This is a genomic window from Blautia segnis (assembly GCF_014287535.1).
GTDB classification, from domain to species: domain Bacteria; phylum Bacillota; class Clostridia; order Lachnospirales; family Lachnospiraceae; genus Blautia_A; species Blautia_A acetigignens.
In genome coordinates, this window is record NZ_JACOOT010000024.1 from 1 (window position 1) to 25,559 (window position 25,559).

The 25,559-nt window shown below is 41.0% G+C and carries 13 protein-coding genes and 2 pseudogenes; 1 reads left to right on the forward strand and 14 read right to left on the reverse strand.

The features are described 5' to 3' along the window. Nucleotides 1–517 precede the first annotated feature (517 nt). Nucleotides 518–2,234: pseudogene (locus H8S54_RS10485) on the forward strand (IS1634 family transposase). 172 nt (nt 2,235–2,406) lie between these two features. Here the strand turns inward: H8S54_RS10485 and H8S54_RS10490 are convergent. The 14 genes and pseudogenes from H8S54_RS10490 to H8S54_RS10550 form a co-directional block, all read right to left on the reverse strand. Continuing rightward, on the reverse strand, nt 2,407–2,904 hold the full coding sequence (locus tag H8S54_RS10490) for a nitroreductase family protein (protein ID WP_117854227.1): 498 nt from the start codon (nt 2,902–2,904) through the stop codon (nt 2,407–2,409). Between the two features lie 364 nt (nt 2,905–3,268). Next, on the reverse strand, nt 3,269–3,505 hold the full coding sequence (locus H8S54_RS10495) for a polya polymerase (RefSeq protein ID WP_117854228.1): 237 nt from the start codon (nt 3,503–3,505) through the stop codon (nt 3,269–3,271). 173 nt (nt 3,506–3,678) lie between these two features. Then, nucleotides 3,679–4,560, reverse strand: a complete 882-nt coding sequence (locus H8S54_RS10500; protein ID WP_117854229.1) for a carbohydrate ABC transporter permease — start codon at nt 4,558–4,560, stop codon at nt 3,679–3,681. A gap of 12 nt (nt 4,561–4,572) precedes the next feature. After that, nucleotides 4,573–5,490 carry an ABC transporter permease gene (locus tag H8S54_RS10505; RefSeq protein WP_118582788.1) on the reverse strand — a complete coding sequence of 306 codons (918 nt, stop codon included), beginning with the start codon at nt 5,488–5,490 and terminating at the stop codon, nt 4,573–4,575. A gap of 97 nt (nt 5,491–5,587) precedes the next feature. Beyond that, on the reverse strand, nt 5,588–7,030 hold the full coding sequence (locus H8S54_RS10510; RefSeq protein WP_117854231.1) for an ABC transporter substrate-binding protein: 1,443 nt from the start codon (nt 7,028–7,030) through the stop codon (nt 5,588–5,590). Nucleotides 7,031–7,246: 216 nt separating this feature from the next. Beyond that, nucleotides 7,247–8,359, reverse strand: coding sequence for a helix-turn-helix transcriptional regulator (locus H8S54_RS10515; RefSeq protein WP_243176782.1), 1,113 nt, complete (start codon nt 8,357–8,359; stop codon nt 7,247–7,249). 129 nt (nt 8,360–8,488) lie between these two features. Next, nucleotides 8,489–8,866, reverse strand: a pseudogene (locus H8S54_RS19365) (response regulator); the annotation flags it as partial. Next, nucleotides 8,818–10,536, reverse strand: coding sequence for a sensor histidine kinase (locus H8S54_RS10520; protein WP_117854233.1), 1,719 nt, complete (start codon nt 10,534–10,536; stop codon nt 8,818–8,820). The pseudogene H8S54_RS19365 and the gene H8S54_RS10520, both read right to left, overlap by 49 nt. Nucleotides 10,537–10,587: 51 nt before the next feature. Continuing rightward, on the reverse strand, nt 10,588–13,035 hold the full coding sequence (locus H8S54_RS10525; protein WP_117854234.1) for a glycoside hydrolase family 3 protein: 2,448 nt from the start codon (nt 13,033–13,035) through the stop codon (nt 10,588–10,590). 22 nt (nt 13,036–13,057) lie between these two features. Then, a complete protein-coding gene (locus H8S54_RS10530; RefSeq protein ID WP_117854235.1) occupies nt 13,058–15,397 on the reverse strand; it encodes a GH36-type glycosyl hydrolase domain-containing protein in 2,340 nt (779 codons plus the stop codon). 21 nt (nt 15,398–15,418) lie between these two features. Then, nucleotides 15,419–17,860: a hypothetical protein gene (locus H8S54_RS10535; RefSeq protein ID WP_117854236.1), complete on the reverse strand. Its 2,442-nt coding sequence runs from the start codon at nt 17,858–17,860 to the stop codon at nt 15,419–15,421. Then, a complete protein-coding gene (locus H8S54_RS10540) occupies nt 17,857–20,286 on the reverse strand; it encodes a glycoside hydrolase family 3 N-terminal domain-containing protein (protein WP_117854237.1) in 2,430 nt (809 codons plus the stop codon). The genes H8S54_RS10535 and H8S54_RS10540 overlap by 4 nt, the downstream gene beginning before the upstream one ends. Continuing rightward, nucleotides 20,279–22,846 (reverse strand): family 78 glycoside hydrolase catalytic domain, encoded by a 2,568-nt coding sequence (locus tag H8S54_RS10545; RefSeq protein ID WP_117854238.1) that lies wholly within the window; start codon nt 22,844–22,846, stop codon nt 20,279–20,281. The genes H8S54_RS10540 and H8S54_RS10545 overlap by 8 nt, the downstream gene beginning before the upstream one ends. Then, nucleotides 22,846–25,479, reverse strand: a complete 2,634-nt coding sequence (locus H8S54_RS10550; RefSeq protein WP_117854239.1) for a glycoside hydrolase family 3 protein — start codon at nt 25,477–25,479, stop codon at nt 22,846–22,848. The genes H8S54_RS10545 and H8S54_RS10550 overlap by 1 nt, the downstream gene beginning before the upstream one ends. Between the last annotated feature and the right edge of the window lie 80 nt (nt 25,480–25,559).

Below are 25,559 nucleotides of genomic sequence, written 5' to 3' on the forward strand. Positions count from 1 at the left end.
TTTACCCCGAAAACGGCATTTGGTCACTGCGGTACCGGCTGTGGTATATGCCGTTAATTATCCTATTATAATACAGGTCATTTCAGAAATTCAAGAGAAATCGTGTGCTTTTGTGGAAACCCAAACAATTACATATTATACAATATGTTGTAAATATCATATTTCAATTTCACAATATATAGGATTTCAAAGTTTTCGTTTTACAATATGTGTTGTATGGTGTTGACTGTTATGTTTAATTCTTCATGCTTACCAGGGCAGATAAGTGCCTGCATCATTATCATAATAATACCATCCATTTCCTTTTCCAACTGGTTCACCAGCTCCTTCCGCCTGTTGGTAAGGGATATAAGACCCGGTCTCCACAGTTTTGCAGTAACATATGTTCGCTTATTGCTTGAAAGCCTTTTGTTTCCTTGCTTTCAGGCTTTTTTATTTTTAAAAATTAGTCATGTTTTACTAGCGTTTTATATCGTTTTGCGTTATAATAAATATTATACGAAACGGAATGCTTGCCATGTACCTCAAAAAAACACCTAACCTGAATGGTCGAATTCGTCTTTCCATTGTTGACACCTATTACGATAAAGCTAAGAAATGCTCCCGTCAGAAAACAATAGAATCTATTGGCTGGCTGGATGAATTGGAAAAAAAGTATAATGACCCTATTGCCCACTTTCAAAAAAGAGTAGAGCAGCTAAAAGCTGAAAAAGCAGCCAGACAGGCTCCCATCCACTTTACTTTTTATGATTCTGACCGGCTTTGCATAGGTGACGATCTGAGAAAAAAACTTCGGCTATGCCGCCCTGAGCCAGATCTATCATGAGCTTGACCTCCATACTTTCCTAACGAACCGGCAGCGCCACTCAAAAGAACAGTATGATGCCAATACCATCATGAAGATGCTGGTCTATTCCAGACTTCTTTTCCCTGCTTCAAAGAAATCTTCCTATGATGACCGGGAACATTTCTTTGAGAAAACAGACTACTCTTTAGACGATGTTTACCGCTGTCTGTCTTTCCTTGACAAACATAAGGAAAACTTGCAGATCTGGCTAAATGACCATATCAAAGAGAATTATGGCAGGGATACCAGCCTCATCTATTATGATGTTACAAACTACTATTTTGAGACAGATGAGCAAACCGATTTTCTCCGTAAAGGAGTTTCAAAAGAACATCGTCCAAATCCAATTGTGCAGATGGGACTTTTCATGGATAATCAGGGAATTCCTATTACTTATGAGCTTTTTCCCGGAAATACCAATGACTGTCTGACCTACAGACCTAACTTTGGACGCATCAAAAAACAGTTTGATCTTGGCAGAGTCATTTCCGTTGCTGACAAAGGAATGACAACAGGTGATAACATCTGGTACACGATCAACACGCCCACTGATGACGGATATGTTTTCAGTATGTCCATCCGGGGCGCAGAAAAAAGCATCAAGGACTATGTTCTGGAACAGGAAGGTTATGAATGGCTTGGTACAGAATACAAGCGGAAATCCCGCAAGTCTCCAAGAACGATCCAGGTATCCTCTGTTTCCGGCAAAAAGATAAAAAAGCAGGTAAATGAGAAACAGGTTGTCTTCTGGAGTGAAAAATATGCCAAACGAGCAAAAGCAGAGCGTGAAGCTGCACTGGCAAAAGCCAGAGACCTGGCAAAAAATCCAGGGAATTATACAAGAGCCATATCTTATGGTGCTGCAAAATACGTCAAAAAAGTTGACTATGATAAAGAAACCGGAAAAATCCTTACCGCCTCTTCTGTTCTGGACATTGATGAAGAAAAAATCCGAGGGGAGGAAGCACTGGATGGTTACTATATGCTCTTAACCAGCGAAATGGAGACATCTGACGACGAGATTATCGATATGTACCGAGGTTTATGGAAAATTGAAGAATCTTTTAAAGTAACCAAAAGTGAACTGGAAGCCAGACCCGTGTATGTCTGGCCAAAAGAACATATCGAAGCACATTTCCTTACCTGTTTTGTAGCTTTGACAATCGCAAGAATACTGGAAAATAAACTGGAGAGAAAATACAGCATCGGAACCATTTTGGAATCTCTGTCAAAAGCCGAATGTAGTTTAATCCAGCAAAACTACTATCTATTTGATTATTACGATGAAGTTCTAAAAGATATCGGAAGAGTTACAGATATTGATTTTGGGAAACGTATCCGTACTCTGGGAGAAATAAAAAAAGTTTTAGCAAAGACCAAAAAGTAGAAAAAACGCCATGAAAATCTGACAAAGCCGAAAAACCGCCAAGCCCTGTATTTACTGGGTTTGACGGGTGTTTTATATCCATTTAGCTGCAAAAGTCAGGATATATGCCTGGTTGTCAAGGGGAAATATCTGTAGTTAGTCCCTACTATACCAAAAACAAGACTGTTCAAAGTTATTCAACAAAATGAATCCTTGTTTCATCAAAACGATTCTGCTGTTCTCGTATTTCTGCCGGATACCCCAGTGCAAACAGAGAAAATACTTCCAGATTTTTCGGAAGATTCAGTATTTCATGAACCAGGTTCATTCTGTCCTGCATCGGTGCAATCCCAATCCACACACCGCCAAGTCCCAGTGCATCCGTTTCCAGCCAGATATTTTCCTGGGCAATAGCCATATCAATCTGAGCCATATCCTGTACAACCAGACCTTTCGTGCGATACACCGGTACAATGACAACCGGGGCTTCTGCTGCACATCCGGAATATGGGGTTGCCTTTGACAATTCCTGTATTTTCTCTTTGTCTGTCACTACATAAAATTCCCATGGCTGCTGATTACATGCACTCAGTGCCTGCATTCCCGCCTTCAATATCTGTATGATTTTTTCTTTCTCTACTGCCTTATCCTCATATTTTCTGATACGCACCCTGTGAAAAACATTCTCCATATTATTTTGCTCCTTCTGTATACATTTTTGAACTTCTAGTTGTATCATACGATATATTTTTTATAAAAACAATCCAGAAATTTGTGCAGTTAATAGACGCTTTATGTTTCCGCGCAATTTTGCGTTGATACTTTCCTTCCAATAACGTATAATTCGGAGACAGCTGGAAAAGCAACCGGCTATTATATTATAAAAACATACGATTGGAGGGCATTGATATATGGAAGAAAACCAAACTCTAAACAGACCATAATAGAACTGCATTGTATAAAGATTTCCTTCGTAAAACGAAACTTCTTTATACAACGCAGCCTTTCCTTTAACTTTGAATCGTATGTAATTTTTCAAACAGGCTCCAACACTTTTATTTAACCGGAACCAGGAATTCCTTCAACAAAGCATAATCCTCTGCATCATAGCATACGATCTCATAGGATTCTATGTCCGGGTTGCTGAATACTCTGGTAAGCCCAATATACTGTGTCAGCTTGGAGGCAAGATTTAACACGTCTTTCACGTCTGTAATCAGTTCCACTCTTCCATGGCATTTCTCAAGTGCTCTGAAAAAGCCGTCAATGTTCTGTATTGATTTTACACGCATGGTTTTCACTCTTTTGAATTTCTTTTTTTCTTCGACATTAGAGCATGTTTACAAAGTACTTCACTGCTTCTTTTCATGCATCTTGTCAATGATATTATTTTAACACTATTTAAAATATTTTTTGCAATTCTATTTTTGTCATCATAGTTTCTATTTGGGAAACTATAATGATCTCACCCCTTCACAGCACCAACCGTAATTCCTTTTACCAGGAATTTCTGGAAAAACGGATATGCAATCAGAATTGGCAAAACTCCCAGAAATGCAATTGCCATACGCACTGATGTAGAAGGAATCTGTGCCATTACGCTGACACCAGACGCGGAAGTCTGTTTGATCATATCAATATTTCTCATAATCTTTGTTAACAATACCTGAATGCTGTAAAGGCTGTCGTCTGACAGATAATACAGACCATTCATCCAGTCATTCCAATATCCGAGACCAACCAGAAGTGCAACAGTTGCAATAATTGGTTTCGCCATAGGAAGTACACATTTCACAAGAATTGTCCCTTCACGCGCCCCATCGATTTTTGCAGCTTCGATAATTTCCATAGGGATACTGGATGTAAAATATGTTCTCATCATAATTACATTGTAAGCATTCAGTAAAAGATTGGGAATCAGCAATGCCCATATTGTGTTCTGAATATGGAAATTTCTTGTCCACATAATATAGGAGGGAATCAGACCACCATTAAACAGCATTGTGAAAAAGAGATAAAAAGCAAATATATTTCTGCCCGGAAGATCTTTTCTGGATAACGGATATGACATCAAAATTGTCATGATCAGATTAAGAACCGTTCCCACAACCGTAACACCAATAGAAACGCTGTATGCTTTTAACAGTGCACCAGTGCTGGAAAATAAATATTTGTATGCAGAAAGATCAAACTCTTTCGGCCAAAAAGTATAACCATATACTGACAGTGCCGATTCAGAACTGAATGACGCGGAAATCATCAAAAGAAACGGAGCCACACAGCATATTGTCAGCAATGCAAGAATTAAATTGGCAAAAAACTGGAATATTTTTTCGTTTTTATACATAGGTGCCTCCTTTTAAAACAACGCGCTTTCCGGATCGACTTTCTTTACGATCAGATTCGCTGTAATAACAAGTATAAATCCGACTACAGATTGATATACTCCTGCTGCTGCAGACATTCCAATGTTATTTGTCTGCATCAAACCACGATATACATAAGTATCAATTGTATTTGTCACATCAAGAAGTGTTCCGGAATTCATCGGAATCTGGTAAAACAGACCAAAGTCAGAATACATGATTCTTCCCACACTCATCAGTGTCAGAATTACAATCGTCGGTTTAATCGCAGGCAAAGTGATATGTAGGATCTGCTGCCATCTTCCTGCCCCGTCAACTCTTGCTGCTTCATAGTAAGTCTTATCAATTGCAATAATCATTGCATAGTACATAATACTGTTGTACCCGATATTTTTCCATAAATTAACGATTACCAGTATCACAGGCCAGTATTTCGGCTCATTGTACCAGGAAATTTTGTTCATTCCCAATTTTGCAAGAATCTGTGTATTAATATAGCCGTTTCCTTCACTGAGGAATGCAAATACCAGATAACTGACAATTACCATCGAAACCAGATACGGAATCAGAATACAGGTCTGATATATTTTTTTCGAAATCTTTGATCTTATTTCGCAAAGAAGGATTGCTACCGCAATTGCACACACAGTTCCTAAGACAATAAAAATAAGATTATAGCCAATTGTATTTCTCATAATGATCCATGCGTCTTTGCTGGCAAAAAGAAATTTGAAGTTTTTCAGTCCGATAAATGGGCTTCCATAAATTCCTTTCTGGAAATTATACTGACGAAATGCCAGTGACACGCCAGGCAGCGGCACATAATTATTAATAAAAATATATATGCAAGCCGGAAGCATCATCAGATACAAAGGCCAATAGCGTCTGATTTTTCTCATTTTACTTTTCATGAACAAACCTCCTCGTTTTTCTATTCAAACACATGCACTGCTAAGTGCATTTAAAAAGGACAGGACGAAACCGGCCTGTCCTTTTTATTCCCTTTACTTATTTCTGTTTTGCCAGATATTCATCCAGCTGTCTCTGTGCCTCTTCATGAATGGTTCTAAGACCAGCAGCTTCCAGTTCTTCAATGAATTCCGGAATTGCTTCTTCAGGATCTAATGCGCCCCACTGTAAAGGAGTTTCATACTTCTGCTTTACGTTATTACATGCAGTAATTTCGTTCATAATTGTAGAAGTATCCAGAACAAAACCAAGAGAAGTTGCACGTGCTGCACTATCATTGAACTCTTCAAGTTCCTGACGGACAGCTGGATCTTTTCCTTCGAATACTGGAAGAATATTTAAGTTCGGCCATGCCCACTCATATGTAGTATAAGTGTCTTTCACACCATCCGGAATCTTTACAACAGATCCTTCTTCTACCCATTCATAATTAACGCCTTCAATACCATATGCAGCCATTGTAGCTACTTCCTTATCGGAATAAAGCAGGTTCCACAATTCCATTGCTTTTTCCGGATATTCACAGCCTGCAGGAATACACCAGATACCTTTATTACGCTCTGTATCTTTAAGAGGCTCTACAAACTGGGCTGAAACAAATTCATGTCCATTGCCTTTTGAGAAATCTGCTTCTTTACCAGGAATCAGGTTTTCATAATCAGCAAATCCAACTGTGCTCATCGGACTGTTATCTGTGGAAGTAGCAGCATCTGGCATCAGAAGTCCTTCCTGGTTCCACTGGTACATATAATTACAGAAATCCTTCCATTCCTGTGTCTCATACTGGCTTGTGATAGTGGTATCACTTGGATCAAATCCATTTTCAAGTACAACTAGTCCATTATAAATATCATCAATGTGGAAGGTTTTCTGCATTCCGCCACCAACCCATGATGGAACAAGCGGATATAAATCCGGATAATTCTCTTTTACTTTTACAAGTACATCATGAAAATCGTCCATTCCTTTGATATCATCTGCATTGATTCCCAACTCATCCAGAATATCTTTTCTCATCATGACACCTGAAGCTCTTGCTTTGTCTCCATTGCTTGGAAGGAAATACATCTGGTCATCGAAATACAATGCTTTGGTATCTTCTTCTTTTACCATGGCAGCTGCGTCTGGTGCATATTCTGTATACAGATCATCCAGCGGAAGAAGCATTCCAGAGGATACCAGTCCGCTACGGTCAAGATTATGTGCACACACCAGGTCAAGTTTTTCGCCACTTGTCATTGCAAGATTCAGTTTTTCCGTATCAATTGTCTGATAGATTTCTACTTCTGCTCCAATTTTCTCTCTGGTGATTTCGCTAAGAGCCTCAGATACTTTTTCGCACTCTTCTGTTGAGCCTTCGCCAAACACCCAGATTTTAAGTTTTACAACATCATCATCTGCTTTTACTGCTACTGCCGGTGTAAATGCAGAGCATGTCATTAGTGCTGCAAGAACTGCTGCCATCATCTTTTTTCTTTTCATTTTTTCCTCTCTTCTGCACAGAAATAGATTTTATGTTCGCAGGCTTCCATGCATTGTCTGTGCTCATATGCTTTTGCCTCTTTCTGTTCTTTATTTTATCGCCCTGCCATATTTAAATCTATCAAAGAAGCATCCAGTATTGTTCTGTTTACGTTTACTTATTTTTTATTGATTATTTTTTGTTCTTTTTCCGCACATTTTTGTTCTTTTTCCGTTCTACGCGTTCCGTTCCGAGGATGGTGTCGTACCCATAACCTTTTTATAAACTTTACTGAAATGAGAAAAATTGTCATAACCAACTTTAGCTGCGATCAGACTGACAGGCAAAGATGTGGTAATCAACAGATTTTTTGCAGCCTTCATTTTGGTTAATGTAATATACTCCTTCAAAGGCATTCCTTTTTCTTTGTGAAACAGTCTCGAAATATAGTCCGGGCTTAGATAGACAGCTTTTGCAATCTGTGCACACTGTAAAGGAGAGTCCAGATTTTCACGGATATATTTTTCGATTATAGCCAGGCTGTTATCGGATGTTTCAGTTTCTGAACATGCCGAAACAAAAAAAGAAGTAATTTTTTTCAAATAAGCGGCAGCTGATTCCAGTGTAACAGCACTGCTGATTCCAGCCACATCTTCAAAAGCCGGTAAGGAATGTGCCGGAAGTTCCAGTTTCCGCGCGGCACTGTAAGCGCAGTGATAATAATTTTTGCAAAATTCAACCAGAGTATCGTGATTCAGTTTATTATTTATGTTTAAGGATTGAAGATACAACAATGCTTCCTGCTCTGCTTTGCCCGCCTGATTGCCAGAAAGATACATTTCGAATTGCGACAATAACTCCGGTTCACAGTATGTAATAGTTTGTGGAACACTTGCCGAATCAGAAAAAAAGATACCAGAACTTTGACAGATATTATTTTTCCTTTCTTCCTGCAAAGCGGCAGCTGTCCTGGACAACTCGCTTACCTGGAAAGAGGGACGTGTATAAAACGCGCAGGAACAGGAAAATTGCCTGGTAATTCTGGAATAGATCATATTTAACCGAGCATAATACACGTCTGCATCCATTAACTTATTTTCCAGGCTGTAAATAAGTATTCCAATAGACGTTTTATCTGGAAAATAAGACAATATCTGATGTTGAAACGGAGAGAAAAAATCTCTGAATATTTCTTCTGTACTTTGGCGCCATTCTTCAAAAGCTACTGGAAAGGAATGCCATTGTTGTATCTGAACCCACAAGAGATAAACGTCTGAACCAGCTGAAACCGGAATCTTCATTTCCTGAAGAAAGTGAAGCACCTGGTCAAGATCCGTTTCCTTTCCCATAAACCAGTCATTTAAAAGACCTTTCAACAAAGCATTTTTCTGGGGTAAAGCTGCTTTTCCAAAATTCAGCCAGGTCTGCTGCTGTTCTTTTTCCTGAATTCTTTTTATGCTCCGTTTAATAGCAGATTCAATGTCTTCATATCTTGCCGGCTGAAGAATATAATCAAAGCTTTCTAATTGAATTGCTTCCTGCGCATAGAAAAAATCAGCATGGGAAGTCAGAAAAATACATTCAAACTGGTAATGATTCTCCCTGCACCAGCGAAGAAGGGATAATCCACTTTCCTTTGGCATCTCAATATCTGTTAACAGAATATCAATAGGGTGGGAAAGAATAATTTCCCTGGCTTCGGATGCATTTAACGCCGTATAAACATTATGTACCAAAAGAGCACTCCAATTCAGACCTGATTTTAATGAAGAGAGTACACTTGGCTGATCATCTACTAATAAAATATTCATGATTCTATCTTCCTTTCCCGAAAAGGTATCAGAAGTTCCACACATCCCTGGTTTTCTATGTTATAAAATGCCAGAGTGCTTTGATTTTCGTAAATCATCTTCATGCGATAATATATGTTATAAATTCCTACATTGTAGTCTTTATACAAAAAATCATGTTCTTCCAGATGGTTCAGTGTATTCAGAGCCTCTAAAGGAAAACCTCCGCAATTGTCTGAAATTGTAATATTCAGATAATCCTGCTGCTCTATAGATACATGAGCAGTCTTCAATTGTATCTTAATATGAGATCGATCCTGACAATGCTTGATACTATTTTCTACAAAAGTAAGAATTGACAGAGGAGGAACCAAAACATCTGTTGTATCTGCCGAGATATCAATTCCAAGCTCCGGCCAACAAGAAAAATATAGCTGTTGCAATTTAATATAGCTGGATACAGAGTGAATTTCTTCTTCCAGACTGACCAGTTCAATGTTATTTCGAAAGATATAACGGAAATATTCTGAAAGAGCCAGAATGCTTTCCTGGATCTCGCCGTATTGTTTCTTTTCTGCCATGCCATACAGGCTTTTCAGACAGTTGAGATAAAAATGAGGACGGATCTGCAACTGAAGATACTGCAGCTGTGCCTGCTTTAAATCCAGTTTCTTTTCATATGCTTCCAGTTTTAAATCATTGATTTTAGTCAACATTTCATTAAAGGTCTGACCAAAGCGCTGCAGTTCCAGCAGATCATAATTGTCATTTACACGCAGCGATAAGTTTCCGTTTCCAACTTTTTGCATAGTTTCCATAAGCGTATTAATTGGATAAATCAATTTTCTGTACAGATACATTCCAATCAGGGATATTGAAAAAAGCAATGCGATCATACAAGAAATCAATACTTTCTGGAATAAATTCATATGTGACCAGATTCCCTTGTATGGAAAAATGCAGCAAAGCTGTAGATTATATTCTCCCACTGGTGAACTGATAAACTGATATGTTTTTTTATCAAGGGTTATTTTTCTGACAGGATTATCTTCATATGGAAATAGCAGTTTCCTGGTGACAAATTCTGAGGTATAAGGTGTTCCTTCCAAAGATGCATAAAAAAGATGCATATCCGAATCAGACATACCCGCGAACAATGAGAAATTATCCAGAGACGGATCCACCATAACAGCACAAATAGTAGTGTCATACCCGATCATCCGGATCAGTACCACCCGGTCTGAAAGCATAAATGGAATCCAGCGATTGCGTTCTTCTGACAGATGAATCGGCTGCATAAAGTAATCCTTGAGCAGTTTCTGGTCTTCATAGGAATAATGTTGCTGGAAGGAAGGATAATAACAATTATCACTTTTTTCTTTGCTGTACAGAAAAAATCCTCCAAGGCAGGAATCCTGCGTCAGAATCGGACGCAGGATCTGTAAGATTGTATAGGCATTCTGGTACTTTTCCAGTTGCGTGTTACTATAATGGAACGAATGAAAAGGAGAGCCGGGTACAACAAGATTATTAAGCTGAGTTTCCGATCGTTTCAAAACTTCTTCCATATGAGTTGTAACCTGCGACAGCTGGATTTCCGTATCTGACTGATCCGCATGAATCTGCCTGCTGATAGTATAGCAGGTCAGCACAAGAAGCAGGATAAGAGCCGGGATAGATACAGAAAGAAAAGAAATATTGAGAATCTGTTTAATTGTCTTCGGATTTTGTTTCATAATAATCTCCTCCTTTCCGGTTCCCACTTTTTCTTTCGTGAGGATTCCAAATTATGGGGTTACCTTGCTGGTCATATCCAGAAGATGGCTGACTGCATTCTCAAGCTCTCTGCGAGTCACACGCTTTTCCTGTACCCCCTTTAATATCTGGGCAATTACAGGAGGGCCTCCTGGCATGACAATATCGTTTCCAGCAGCAACAGCATCTGCTCCGTCTGTTACAATATCCATATCCCCCCAGTCGGTTACCACAGCTCCCTCAAATCCCCATTCTTCACGAAGAATATGGGTGCACAGATCTTTATTTGCTCCTGCAAAAATACCATTTATCTTATTAAAAGATGTCATAATACACGCAACCTTAGCATCACGAACCAGCATCTCAAAGGGCTTTAAATAAATTTCCCGGGCTGTGCGCTCTGTCAGGATCGAATCTACTGCATCATAATTTTTTCTGCTGCTTCCCCTGCGGAATGTTTCCTGCTCATTTACTGCAAAATGCTTCGGACATACCAGCACCGGATGATTCTCCTGTACACCCTTGGTTATCTCACAGGCACATATTCCAGTTAAATAAGGATCTTCTGAAAAATATTCAAAATTTCTTCCGCAAAGAGGATTCCTGTGTAAGTTTACAGCTGGTGCAAGCCATATATCCACTTGCTTTCTCTCGCATTCTTCCCCTATAGCATTTCCAAATTCATACCAGAGTTTTTTGTCAAATGCGCAGGCGATCAGCATTTCCGTTGGCCATGCTGTCTCTCCGATTCCAGCTGGTCCGTCTTTATAAAAAACAGACTTGATACCCTTTTCCTCAATCGCAGGAGAAACATATCCGGCATATCCAACCGGATGGCTGTTCGTGGTCAGAGGTGTCCCGTTTTCATCTAAAATTGTAGAAGGTTTACTCAGATCTCCTGCTGCTGCAAAAGGAATTCCAGGTCCGTATCCCACACAAAGGGCAGCCAGTTCTTCTATGGAAAATCCAGAAAAATTTCTTGTTTGCACTTTACAGTTATGTACTTCTGCTGCTTTTTTCTGTTGATTTCCTTTTTTAACTGTATCTACTCTCTCTGTTCTCTCTATTACGTCCGCTATTTTCGTCGTTCCATCAGGTTTTTTATCCTTTGTTAAAAATTTAAGCTTTCCACAGTTACAGGATGCTAACATCAGGCAATTCTCACATTGCTCCAGAACATAATCCTGTTCTGTTTGCATAAATTTTCCACAGACCGTATTTCTGGAAGAGTTTCCCACACGCAGTGCATACTCCCCTTTTTCCAGCACCCATGCGGCTCGCTCTTCTTCATATACCGCCAGTTCTTTCCATGGAATTGTAATGCTAAGCACTTCCTCTTCACCAGGAGCCAGCTGAGAGGTTTTTTCAAAACCTCCCAGAGCCTGCATCGGATGCTCACATCCTTCCTGATCCATTTTTGACCAATAGACCTGGGCTACTTCTTTTCCCGGCACAGCTCCTGTATTTTTCACACGGACAACAACTTTTATACCGTCTTTTTTCTTTTGGGTACCTGTTTCTGTAATTTCAAATGTCGTGTATGATAATCCGTATCCAAATGGGAATAACACATTTTTCTGAAAAGTATCAAAATACCGGTAACCTGCATAAATGTTCTCCCAGTAAACCGTTACAGGACTTTTCTCAAATCCCCTGCTGCCATTTTCCTCTGCGGATAATCCATAATCCTCATACGTCATGATCTGATCCGGATGTTCCTTATCCCATGAAAAATGTGCAGATGAAGGATAGTCGTTATAATCTTCTGCAATAGTCACTGTCATTTTTCCAGATGGGTTCACTTTTCCAGAAAGAATTCTGCCCAGGGCAACCGCACCTCTTTCCCCGGGAATTCCAAGAAACAATACACTTTTGATGCTGTCATACTTTTTCAGCCATGCCAGATCGATCAGACCATTTACATTTAATATAACCACAACTTTGGTAAACTGACTGCATACTATGTCTACCAGTTTTTCTTCTTCCCTTGTCAGGTAATAGTCTTCTGTCAAATGCCGGTCACATTCCTCACCACCGGAATTTCTTCCCAGAACGATCACTGCGGTATCTGTTTTTTCCGCTGCCTGTTGAAGCAGATACTCTGGCACTTCATATTCTTTAAGCGGAGCACGGTACTTTCCAAATATTTCATACATGATTCCACAGTTCATAGCCTCATTTACTTTCGTCCAGTCAAAAGTATCCTCTTCAGAAACCTTTTCCTCTTTCAGCTTATATGTGTAGAATCCCTTTAATAAAGCTTCCGGAATAATACTGTTTTTTTCACACTCGTCAAGAATCGTAGGACAGCCGGCAATATGAGCCCCACCTGAACCGTTTCCGGAATACAGCATTCCAATCTGTGCTCTTCCGAAGAATGCCACATCTTTCTGTCCGACAAATGGAAGAAGATTATCTTCGTTTTTTAGCAGTACCACAGATTCTTCTACTATTTTTTCTGCAACTTTTTTTTGATTCATTCTCTCTATTGCTCCTTACTGGTTACTGCTGTGAAATTTTCACTTCGACCTCATGCATCTTTCCATCTCTGAAATCTGGCAATACAGATTCCAGGCACGGCTTTCCATCTACAAAAAGACTTCCTTTTCCGTTCTCCACATGCTGTGGATTTTGAATCACAATGTGATAATCGGCTCCTCTGAAATGTCTTGTCATCTCTGCATTTTCCCATTCTGCCGGAAAACAAGGAACAATTTTTAAGCCTTCATAATCCCTCTTCACACCCATGATTCCTTCGTATATTCCCATCAGGCACCAGACAGATGTTCCTGTAGTCCAGGACTGATAAGACTTTCCGTAATATCCTGGATGTGTAGAGTAGCAATTGGTAAAGACATAAGGTTCAGCACCGGAACGTGAAGAAGGATTTTTCTCACTGTCAGGCATTATTTTCTTTAATGTCTGCAATGCTTTTGATGCTCTTCCCACCTTACAATCCATCAGAATCTTAAATCCTGTTGCGTGACAATAAACACCGCCATTTTCAAACAATCCGGGAAGCATTCCTGACATTCTTCCTACATGGGCATCGTAAATCTGGTAAGGCGGATCGTTCAATGGAAATCCAAAATCCCGCTCCATTTCATCAACGGACCGAAGCAGTTCTGGCAGCTTTTCATCATCTGCTACATCTGCCAACACAGCCCAGGTCTGGGCATTCAAATAGATTTTACTGCCTTTACTGTCCTTGGTACCTATATCTCCTTTTCTACTCAAAGCTCTAGCATACCAGTTTCCATTCCATGCCGCCTGATTGATACTGCATTTCATTTTTTTGTACTCTTCTTCCAGGAACTGTGCATATGTATGATCACCTGCATATTCCATCAGATTTTTCAGTTCCCGAAGTGCCAGACAGAACTGATGGGAAAGCATCACAGATTCTGCCTCTTCATCATCTGTAACATTCAGTGCGTCGTTCCAGTCTGCGAAAAATATTTTAACCAGACCGTTTTCACCTTTATCTGCAATCAGTCGGTCAACAGCTGCTTTCACATGCTCCAGCACTGTAGCTTCCCCACCATCCTGCCAGGCTGTCTTTTTTTCCAGCAATGCCAGATTACCAGTTTCTTTGATCAGTTCACATACTGCCCAGATGATCCAGAATGGCTGATCTGAGTAACGGGTATCATCATAAGGATACCAGGTCAGTACCGCATGCCCATCACGGAACTGATGTCTCAGACACTCTATAATCTCTTCTTCTGCTTTTTCCTGTCTGTAGTTCAAAAGTCCGACTGCGATCTGCAGATTATCCCGGACTCCTTTTTTCCCGACAATACAAAAATCAGCCTGCTTTTTCACCCAGTTATTCATAATATGGTTTATTTTTTCATCCGGTGTCTTAATTGACAGAGAACTGATTTTTTCATAATTGTATGCTGCTGCTTTTTCAAATTCCTGCTGTACTTTTTCCGGGTTTGATCCGTACTGTTCTACTACTTCAATCGCCTTTTCACATGACTGGCTGATTCCGAACAGCACATGAATTTCTTTTTTCTCACCTGGCTGTAACTGAATTTTATGCTGAAGCACTCCTCCAAGGATAAAAAGTGCAGCTTCTGAATTCGTGCAGTCTCTTCCCTGTACCACTACATCTGGCCGCTGAAATAACGCACATGCAGATGCATCCGGCATTGTTAAGGTCGATAACGAGCCACAGAATTTCGTCAAATCTCCATCATAAGCATATACTGGTTCCGTAGAAGCCAGAAATCCGTGATAATACTCATGTGGGGCAAACGGATGTGCGGAATCACAGTAAATTCCATTTAATTCTGACTGAAAACCAGTATTCATACAACGGTACATTTCGTAGTATCTTGGATAAGAAAATCCTTCCAGCGAAAAGCTGACAGCCGAAAACATACTGAGATTACGTTCCTGTTCTCCCTTATTACAAAGCGTCACTGTCCACATTTCATAAAGTCCCTTTTGGGGAACAAAAATTCTCCAGGAGCCTTCTATTTCATCTTTTTCTGATCGTATTTCTGAGTAGCTGATGTTGTGTGTACAGCTGTAATTTTCAACTTCCGCATTTAATGGTCCTTTTCCAATGTTCCAGCAGCTTCCACTTTCATCATCTCTTAAATATACATATCTGGCATCATTTTGATTAATCATGCACATATCTGCTTTTTCGCTGAGGAAATAGCTCCGGCCATGACCGGTCTGGGAAATCTGGGCACAATACCGGTCTTCATTCCATAAATAATTATACCAGTGTCTTGGCGTTGCCGGATCTAGTATCTGACAGCTGTTTCCTTCATCCGTAAACTGATACAGATCAGTGTTTTCCAGCATTTCTACTGATGTCTTCATAGCAATTTCTCCTCGTATTTCTTATCTTTTTACAGTGAGATGATACTGAATTCCTGGAATCGTGCCATTTACCGCAAACTGTATCTCCCCATTTTCCTCTATTCCTTCAAGCTGTGCGATTACTTCTCCAACCGGACTTAGTACCTCAAGCTTGGCTTCTTTTGCCTGTACATAAATACAGCCTTCCAGTGTTTCTGCAAACAGCTTTCCTTTAAATTCTACAGCTGTAAATTCATATGGCATTCCGGGTATTTTCTGTCCAGGATAGTATCCGGTTTCATCCATCCCAGTCTCTCCCATTGCAGTAAGAATATATTCCTGCGCCTGATCAAGATTGTTTTCTTCTTTTGCGATAAAAGCCAACGTGATCCGTTTGTTTTCTGCTTTTACCTTTACCATATCAGATAACGAAATCAATTCTTTCGGTGCCCCGCTGTAATATCCACAATAAGGAGTCTGAACCGCATAGCAGGCATTTTCCGGATCAAATATAATTTCCCCGGTCTCAGATATTAATTTTCCATCAACATAGCCAGTTTCCTTTGGAATTACATCCCACTCCTTCATCGCCTGATCCATGATGCGCGCAAAATTTCTGTAATCTCCCTCTCCTGCAATCTTTGCAATATCATTAAACACAAGCGCCTGCTCCCCAAGATGAACGCCCTGCTCAATCAGCTTTGTTCCCTTAGCAGCTCTTTCCAGCCGGTTTTTATCTTCATATCTTCTTCCAATATCCCGGTACTTTGACCACGCATAATAAACACTGTGTTTTGCCTCAGATAATCTGGCTCCGTTTAAAAATCCTGCATTTACTGCAATATCTCCATTTCCCTGGTAGGTGTCACCAGAATCCAGAAATACGTTGCGCATTCCTGTTATATATGGGAAAAACATAGTCGGCATAGCATGAAACTCAGGCAGTGTTTTCAGATCATTCTGGGTATACACAATATCAACACAATGCTTAGCCTCAGATACCAGACCTTTCAGAAACATCGATGCCATAAATCCCCACTGACAGATCACCGCCGGGTCATTATACACATCAAAGATATTCCGGATTTCATCTGCCGGCTGATCATCCCAGTTCTCTGAGGTATGATGATTGTAAAGAATCAATCCATCCCAGTCATTCAGGCATGCATAGGCAACTGTCTGAACAAGTGCAGTGGAATGGAACATATGCTCACCATATTCGTTCCATTCGCTTAACATAAAAGGCTTTCCTTTTACGATTGCTACAGATGCCAGACTCAACAGGGTAGTTGCCATGGAACCAACGCCTCTCTGCCAGGTCAGAGGATTGGTGGATACATATTCTACCGGTCCATTTACCATATAAGTATTGTTCATATCAGGCAATAAAAGCGGATGATTGAAATAGCTGTTGTTTTCCATCAGATCTCCATCTGTATGTCCATACACATCAGCCGCCCCTGCGATCAGATTACTTGTAACGATCGGAACCTTAACTCCCAAAGAAATAAGATAATCCTTCATATCCCGGTAAAATTTCCGGTTCATATAAATACCAAACTCCATAAAATCTGCATATCTGGCCGGACTTTCTTCTGTATCCCAAGAACCATTAGGATCGTTAACCGGCTGATAAAAACCGCCTGCAATACCACGTACCGTTCCTGCTGCCGGATCTTCCTCTTCTCCTAGCGCACAGCAGCCTTCACAAGTCCATGCTTCTGCAAGTCTTTTTCTTGTATGATATTTCATTAACAGAAAATGGTTGAAACGAGACTGCACTTCATCCCTGTATGGCTTCATCTGCTCATCGGCATCAGCTCCCATGGCCCATTTGATTGCAGAATCCTCGTTGTTGATCTGAACTGTCACAACAGCCGGATCATCTGCAAGTGAGAGTCCTGTATAGGGATTTACATGACAAAGCAGCTCTTTTGCATATTCCTTCTGCAGCTCTATCATGCGCGCATTATAAATGGCATAACGTTTAATACAGGACGGTGCTCCCCCTGGATAATCCATTTCGTCACCTGGCTGAAATTCTCTTGCAACAATCAGGTCAACATGCAGATAAATTCCTTTTTCTTTTAATTTCGCAATAAAGTAATCAAAACGGTCCAGCCCTTCTGGATTGAATTTCCTGCTGTTTCCGTCTGCATAATCCAGAAGTGGGTTATTTACACAGCTGCTCCAGCTTCCAGGTTGCTCACCTACAGGCGCATCTGCTGCATGAAGACGAATCAGGTTTACTCCCATGCTTGCAAAACGCTCTGCCATTTTTTTCGCAGTTTCATGATCAGGCGTATTGGAACGTGCTGCCACATTAAAGCCAAGAAAACGGGCTCTTTTTCCATCTTCGAAATACAGATGTCCGTTTCTTGTCTCCACAAATCCGTGTTTTCCGGCAGGTGCGTCTAAAAGGTGAGAGTAATCCAGAATTCCCTTATTAGGTTCTGCTTTATGTATTCTTAAGTGTTGTCTCATGTTCTGTCTGCCTCCTTGTAAGCTTTTGCATAGAATCCCCTGTCTGTTCCTTCCAACCAGCCGTCTTCTGTAACCTTATACTCATCTTTCAAGCGAATATCCTGGGATGAACTTCCCACTTCCACAAGAAATGTTCCTTTTTCCACTTTCCACTGCATATTCATGTCCAAAAATGCCATCTGACTAGCCTTTACTTCGAATATAACTGTCTGCTTTTCTCCTGGCTCTAAAGTGATTCGCTTAAATCCTGCCAATTCTTTTACCGGTCTTGCCATACTTGCATAAAGATCTCTCAAATACAGCTGTACCACTTCATCGCCGACCCTGCTGCCCACGTTCTCTACATCCACTCTGATCTCAATTGTTTCAAAAGGGCCAATTTCCTTTTTGGAAAGTTTCAGGTCGGAATAGGAAAACTGTGTATAGGAAAGTCCGTGGCCGAAACAATATCTTGGTGTGTGTGGCAAATCCACATAATTGGCAAATCCGATGCTTCCAACCTGATCCCAGCAGGAATTGTACTGATGATTGTAATAAACAGGAATCTGTCCTGCATGATAAGCAGTTGTAACAGGCATTTTACCTCCTGGGTTATATTCTCCAAGCAATACGCTTACAACAGCCTCTGCTCCGGTTTCTGCCGGGCTCCATGCCTCCAGGATTCCATCCAGATACTTATCCGCAATATCACTTGAGATCGGTCTTCCGTCAAAATGTACTCCGACCATTGGCTTGCCAAATGCAGCTGCACGTTTTATAAATTCGTCCTGTCCTTTTGGCAGATTAATATTGCTTCCATCTACACCTTCTCCCATAGAAGACATGGAGCAGGTTCCGTGTTTGCCTCCTAATGTAAGGATTACCAGATCTGCCTCTTTTATCTTTTCCAAGGCTTCCTCAAAATGGGATTCATCTTCTCCTGCAATATAATAACCATAAGAATAGCTTACCTCTACATCTGGCAGCTTTTCCCGCAGTTCTTCTAAAAGGCTTCTGCAATCCGGCTTCTGCCTTCTCAGGATCTGATCAAACTCCTCTGTTTCATCTGACTGGATATTCGTTCCTGGAACTGTTTTGATTTCCTCTGGTTTTGCAACTTTTACCCCACTGACTCCTGCAATGGAATTCGCTATGGCATAAGTGGATTCCATCATGCACATATGGGTATATCCACCAAAAAACTTTCTTGCACAGTCTGCATGAGGACCGATTACTGCTATTTTTTTTACGTCGGAGCCAATTGGCAATACTCCGTTATTCTTCAGAAGGACCAGCGATTCTTTCGCGGACTGCAGGGATACTTCTCTGTCTGTCTTCTGGGAAAATACACCTTTTAACTCCTCTCCCTGCAAAGAAAACGGATGTTCAAATAAGCCCATACGGAACTTTGCAGTCAGCACACGCAATACAGCCCGGTTAAGTGCACTGATATCGGCTTTTCCAGTCCGGAACTTTTCCAGAAACTTCTCTCCAAATCCACTTGGATTCGGAAGTTCCATATCCATTCCGGCTTTCAGGCAAAGCAGTCCGGCATCTTCCAGCGTCTCTCCAACATGCTGGGAGCCATGGGTATTACCAACTGCACCATAGTCACTGATGCAAAGTCCCTGAAATCCCATTTCATCTCTAAGAAGCTTTGTCAGAAGTCCATAAGATGCAGATACCGGTTCCCCATTCACAGTGCAGTAACAAGGCATGATTCCCAGAAGGTCAGACTCCTGGATTGCAGCCTGAAATGGTTTTCCATAAATTTCTTCCAGAAGTCTTGGCGGTGTATCACTGACAGCTCCGTGGATTCCTCCATTGGAATTATGGAAGGCCAGAAAATGTTTGGCAACACTTTCTGTTTTTCTTCCTGCTGTTTCCTTTTTCTGTATTCCTTTTGTATATGCAGCTCCCATTGCAGAAGCAAGGGCCGGATCTTCCCCATAGGTTTCTCCCTGGCGTCCCATACGGGAATCTCTGGAGATATCCAGAACAGGCGCTAATATGTGGGTAATTCCGCAGGCAGCTTCCTGCCGGCTTACAATTTCTGCGATCTTTTCTTCCACTTCCGGATCAAATCCGGCACCACGTCCGATACCTGCCGGAAAGCTGGTGGAATCCTGAATAAATGGGCCGCATAAGCCTTCCATGTGAAAAATTGCAGGAATGTGATGTTCACTGTTTTCCATTACAATTTCCTGGACTTTTTTCTGCCACGCCGCAACTTCTTCCAATGTCTCCATCCGCCGCATTTCCAATGTGCTTACTTCTCCAATACCATGCGGTACTCTTTTTGAAATTCCGTCAAAATCTTTATATTCTTCGTCAAAAGGAAAAACACCGGTCAGCTGTGCTGCTTTTTCTTCCAGACTCATTTCTTCCAGCAGTGCCTTAGCTCTTTTCTCAGGTGCCAGTGATGCGTTTAAGTATTCTTTACTCATGCTTGTTCTCCATTATCACATATTCATATTTACCGTAGTCTGCTTCATGACAGCTGCCATCTGGCAGTAAAATTTCTGCATGGGCATTCGCCGGGATTTCTACTTTTATTCTGCAGTTTTCTCCCTCATACTCCCAGGAAGATTTAATTTTTCCAAAAGGTGAATCGTAAGATGCTTTCACATATCCAATCTGCCTGTCAGGATAGGGCTGAATCCTGATTTTTCCTTTTTCCACCCGTATTCCGGCAACACGATCCATCAGCCAGCCGGCAAAAGTTCCGAAAGAATAGTGATTCATGGAATCTTTCGGTTCTCTTCCTGCTTCCATACCTTTCCAGTTTTCCCAGACTGTAGTTGCATCATACTTCAGCTGATACAGCCACCCCGGATATGTGTCCTGAAGCATAAGCTTCCATGCCGTATCTCCATGACCATAATCAGTCAGCACATGAAGCAGTTCATATGTGCTTAAAAATCCGGTATTCAGATGAAATCCGTTTTTCACGATCATTTCATTCAGCTCATCACAGGCAATCTTTTTTTCTTCCTCTGAAAGCATGTCAAACATGATCGCGTGAACATAATCGCACTGTCTTTTCTGCTTCATATGTCCATTTTCCATACAAACTTCCCGGTAGGCCAGTTTGGTAAACTTTCTCATTTCACTATAGAATTCTGCTTCTTTCTGGTATCCAAGAGCTTTTGCCATTTCTGAGGCGATATAGCAGCCGTAAGATAAATGTGAAGTGCAGACTTCCGGTGCACCATGTTCATAAATATCTCTCAGGTAAGTTCCACCTGGATCTTCTGTGTTTATAAATCCGTTCCAGTCCGGTTCGATCCATTCTCCCCAATGCCAGCCTGTATCCAGCAGATAAGAACTATACTTTTCGTTTTTCCCTTTTTTTCTTCCAGGATTGTCCTTTTTTGCACGTTCCAGACAATAAGCCAACCATTCCTTTACTTTTTCATAATTTTCTGCAAGTATTTCTGGATTATTGTAACGAAGATACATTCTCCATGGAATCAGATCTATGGCATCACTCCATCCAGCCGCACCGTCAAACAAATGTCCCTGTGATGCCGGAGCTGTCTGGCTGATACAACCACCTTCCAGTTGTACTTCCCTTAATTCACTTAAAAATTTCCGATATACCGGATAGCATTCCATCAGGTACATTCCTGTGTTTACAAATACCTGGGCATCGCCTGTGAAGCCGGTTCTCTCCCTTGTAGGACAATCAGTAGGAATTTCAAGGAAATTCCCTTTCATGCTCCACACTGCATTTGAAAACAGCTGATTGATTCCCGGATGTCCACATTCAAATTTTCCTGTCTGTGGCATATCTGAATAAACAGCAATTGCGGTAAAATTCTTTTCTGTCACTTTTACATCTGTTATAGCCTTAATATAGCGGAAACCAAATATGGATTTTTCCGGCTTATACTCATTCCAGCCTTCTTTACAAATGTATTTTACACATTGCTCTACCCGGTGCTCTGGTGCCTGGAAATTTTCCTGCGTAAAATTGCCATTCTGATCCAGACACTCTCCATGATAAAGCGTAATGCACTGTCCTGCCTGTGCATAAAATCCAAACTTCACGTAACCAGCTATGTTCTGACCAAAATCAATAACAACTTCTCCATTAGGTGTATGAATCTGCTTGCCTGTATAGTTTTCTTTTTCAACTACATCAAAGCTATTGGAACAAACCAGGTTTTCATAGCCGAATTGTTTTTCTGTTACCGGATGCCATTCACAGATGTTTTCTTTTCTTGCATCATAACACTCGCCCTGCATCAGATCATTTAACCCAAGCGGTCCCTCCTGGGATGCACTCCAGCTTTTATCACTTATCAGAACTGTTTTTCTATCAATTTCCAGCTGACACAGAATTGCCAGATCTGTCCCAAAGCTATTTCGTACTCCACCGTATCCAGTATCGCCTCGCCACCAGCCATCTCCAACTGTAACAAGAATTTCATTTTTTCCGACGTTTAAAAGCCCACTCACATCGTATGTCTGATATTGAAGTCTGGCATTATACTGACTTGTACCAGGGGCAAGAATAAAATCACTGGCTTTTTTCCCATTTATATACGCATTATAAATACCATGGGCAGTTATATAGAGTCTGGCATTTCCGGAATTCTCTACCAGAAATTCTTTTTTCAGATAACTGGCAGGCTGTCTTTCCTCTGGTTCATGAAAAAGTTCCGGATCAATCCATTCTGCCACCCAGTCTTTTTCATCCAGAAGTCCTATTTCAAAGCTGCTTTTTTCGCTCCATTCTCCACAGATATCCTTTTCATCCCATAAACGGACTTTCCAGGTCACCTGACTGCGGCTTTTTAATTTTCCTTGATATTTATGATCCATTACAGAAGATCTGACTTTTCCAGTGTCATATATCTCCTGACCATCCACACTGGCTTTTACCTGATAGGCCGTCTGTGTCTTTGCTTCTTGTACTTTCCATAACAATTTTGGTGAAACAATATCTATAGTTGGATTACCTGTTAAGTATTCAATTTTCAAATCCGTTGCTTTTATCATTATGACTCCTCAGTGTAGGTATTGCTTTTTGCTATGATCCGTAAAATTCTTTCTGCACATCCACGTAATTCTTCCAGTGTAATCGGATATTTTACAGTTCCCTCTTCTGCATCAACAGATGCAAGTATTTCCTCTACGTCCTCTTTGCTTCCCGGCATAAGCAGGTCATTTCCTGCCTTGATGCAGGCTGCCGCGTTGGAAGGTCCATATAAAGGCATTCTGCCTTCCAGATCCGGTTTGGGCTCTGCGGTAGTACCCCAGTCAGTCATAATCAGCCCTTCAAAGCCCCACTCCTGACGTGCAGCTTTTGTTAAAAGATCTACCGAATTCGCAGTATGAATTCCATTCAACATATTGTAAGATGACATCAAGGCCAACGGCTGTGCTTTTCTGATTGCGATTTCAAATCCTTTCAAGTAAATTTCACGCAGAGTGCGTTCTGTCACGTGACTATTATTGTATGCCCTGTTATCTTCCAGATTGTTACATGCGAAATGTTTAATTGTAGTACCAGCTCCAGGGTGAGACTGAACGCCTTGGGTCTCAGCAGCTGCACAAATACCGGAAATAAGCGGATCTTCAGAATAATATTCGAAGTTTCTTCCACACAAAGGATTTCTCTGGATATTCATTCCCGGTGCCAGCCAAAGCATGATTCCAAATTCTTTCATTTCGGAACCGACAATATCTCCTGCTTCGTAAAGAGCCTCTTTATCCCAGGTCTGTGCCAGCAAAGTTGCTGTAGGAATTCCAGTGCAATACTGATAATAAGTAACTTCCTTCTCTTTCAAAGGCCGATTATCCTGTTTCATAAAAATATCCATAAAATCATTTCCAAGGGCTGGTTTCTGCCAAGTCACATTCTGACCGTCATCCACTGTAAAGATTGGTGACAACCGCAAACCAGCAGGTCCGTCAGCCAGAATAATATTATGTATATTTCTGCTTTTAATAAGACTTGAAGTCGTTTCTCCTGCAGCTCCAGGGCAGGCTCTGCTTGCCGCCCCTATTGTCGAAGTTTCTTCTTCACCGCCTCTTGCTGTTCCAACACATAATGCAGTCAGTTCTTCTTTTGTTAACTGCTGTACCAGATCGTACAGACTGCATTTTCCAGAGAGCACATCTTCCATTCTGTAGATTTGAGATGCTTGAATTTCCGTTTTCTTGTCAGGAACCTGTTCTGATTTTTTTATTTGTTTTTCCAGACAATTGTCATTTTTCTTTTTTGTCAGAAAACTTTCTACAAACAAATCTGGAGCATTCTTGATTTCTTTTTCTTCTTCCGGATATGAATAAAACAGCGTTTTATCCCCATGGATGCATTCCATTTCACAATCCAGCGGCAATAATTTTTCCAGTTTCTGATAGATACATTCTTTTTCCAGGTGAATAACTCCGGTCACCTTTGTTGCTCTGGAATGTTCTCCTACACGGATAATATAGCTGCCTTTCTCCCAGATCCACGCTTCCTGTTTCTCATCATAAGAAGCCATCCGGCTTACCGGAAAGGAAATCGTCATATTCTCACTCTCACCAGGCTGTAGGCATTTTGTTTTTGCATAAGCTGCCAGTTCCTGATAAGGCTTTTCCAGCCGTCCATCCGGTTCTGATATATAAATCTGCACTACTTCCCTTCCAGAATATTCTTTTCCTGCATTCGTAACCTGTACATTTAATACGATTTCAGAATTTTTAAGTAAAATATCCTTTGTTTCAACCAAAAATGTAGTATAAGATTTTCCATATCCAAATGGATATGCCGGAACTTTTCCAAAAGAATCAAACCAACGGTACCCCACATAAATTCCTTCTGTATAATATTCATCATCCCGGTTTCCGTTCCTATATCCAAATGTATCTGCATTGGGATAATCTTCATATTCTTTTGCCCAGGTCGCTGCCAGATGTCCACAGGGATTTACTTTTCCACTCAAAACATCTGCAAGTGCATCTCCCCCTGAGCTGCCAGCCTGTCCCATCAGAACAACAGCTGAAATATTGGACAGCTCATGGAAAAAGGAAGTATCAATCACGCCGCCAATGTTCAGTACAACAATAACGTGACTGTAATGGCTGCACAGAGTAGTCAAAAACTCTTTCTCTTCCTGATGCAGCTGATAGTCACCAGGCTCATTTCTTCTGTCTGCACCTTCACCGGAATTTCTTGCAAGTACATAAATTGCAATATCCTGGTCTGCCTTGGAAAAATCATTTTCTTCTGTAGGAATCGTCAAAGGGTTCCGATGGGCAAACATCGCCCAGAATGCCAGTTCCGGAGAATCGGCATATTTTTGCTGCATTTTTTCCTTATAAGCTTCTTTCTTCTGCACTGCCGCAGCATCGTATCTGTCCAGCCACGCTTTCGTGGTAATGACAGCACCTGCGTGCTCCAGCCCTTGTTCTACAGAACTGACTTCTCTTGCATTCACTTCTCCTGAGCCAGTTCCACCTGAGACGGTATGTCTGGCACCATTTCCAAACAAAGCGATTTTTGCTTCTTTTAACTTGAGCGGCAGAATACCGTTATTCTCCAGCAAAACCATTCCTTCTGCTGCAATCAGGCGACTTCTGTTTCTGTTTTCGATTTCGCGTCGGCTTACATCCGGCGAAACTGCTGCGTAAATTTTTTTCATGCCCAACACTCCAGATTCTAATTGTAAATTATGGATTTATACTTTACGACTGATGCTATGCTAATTGGTGTTTGTTACCA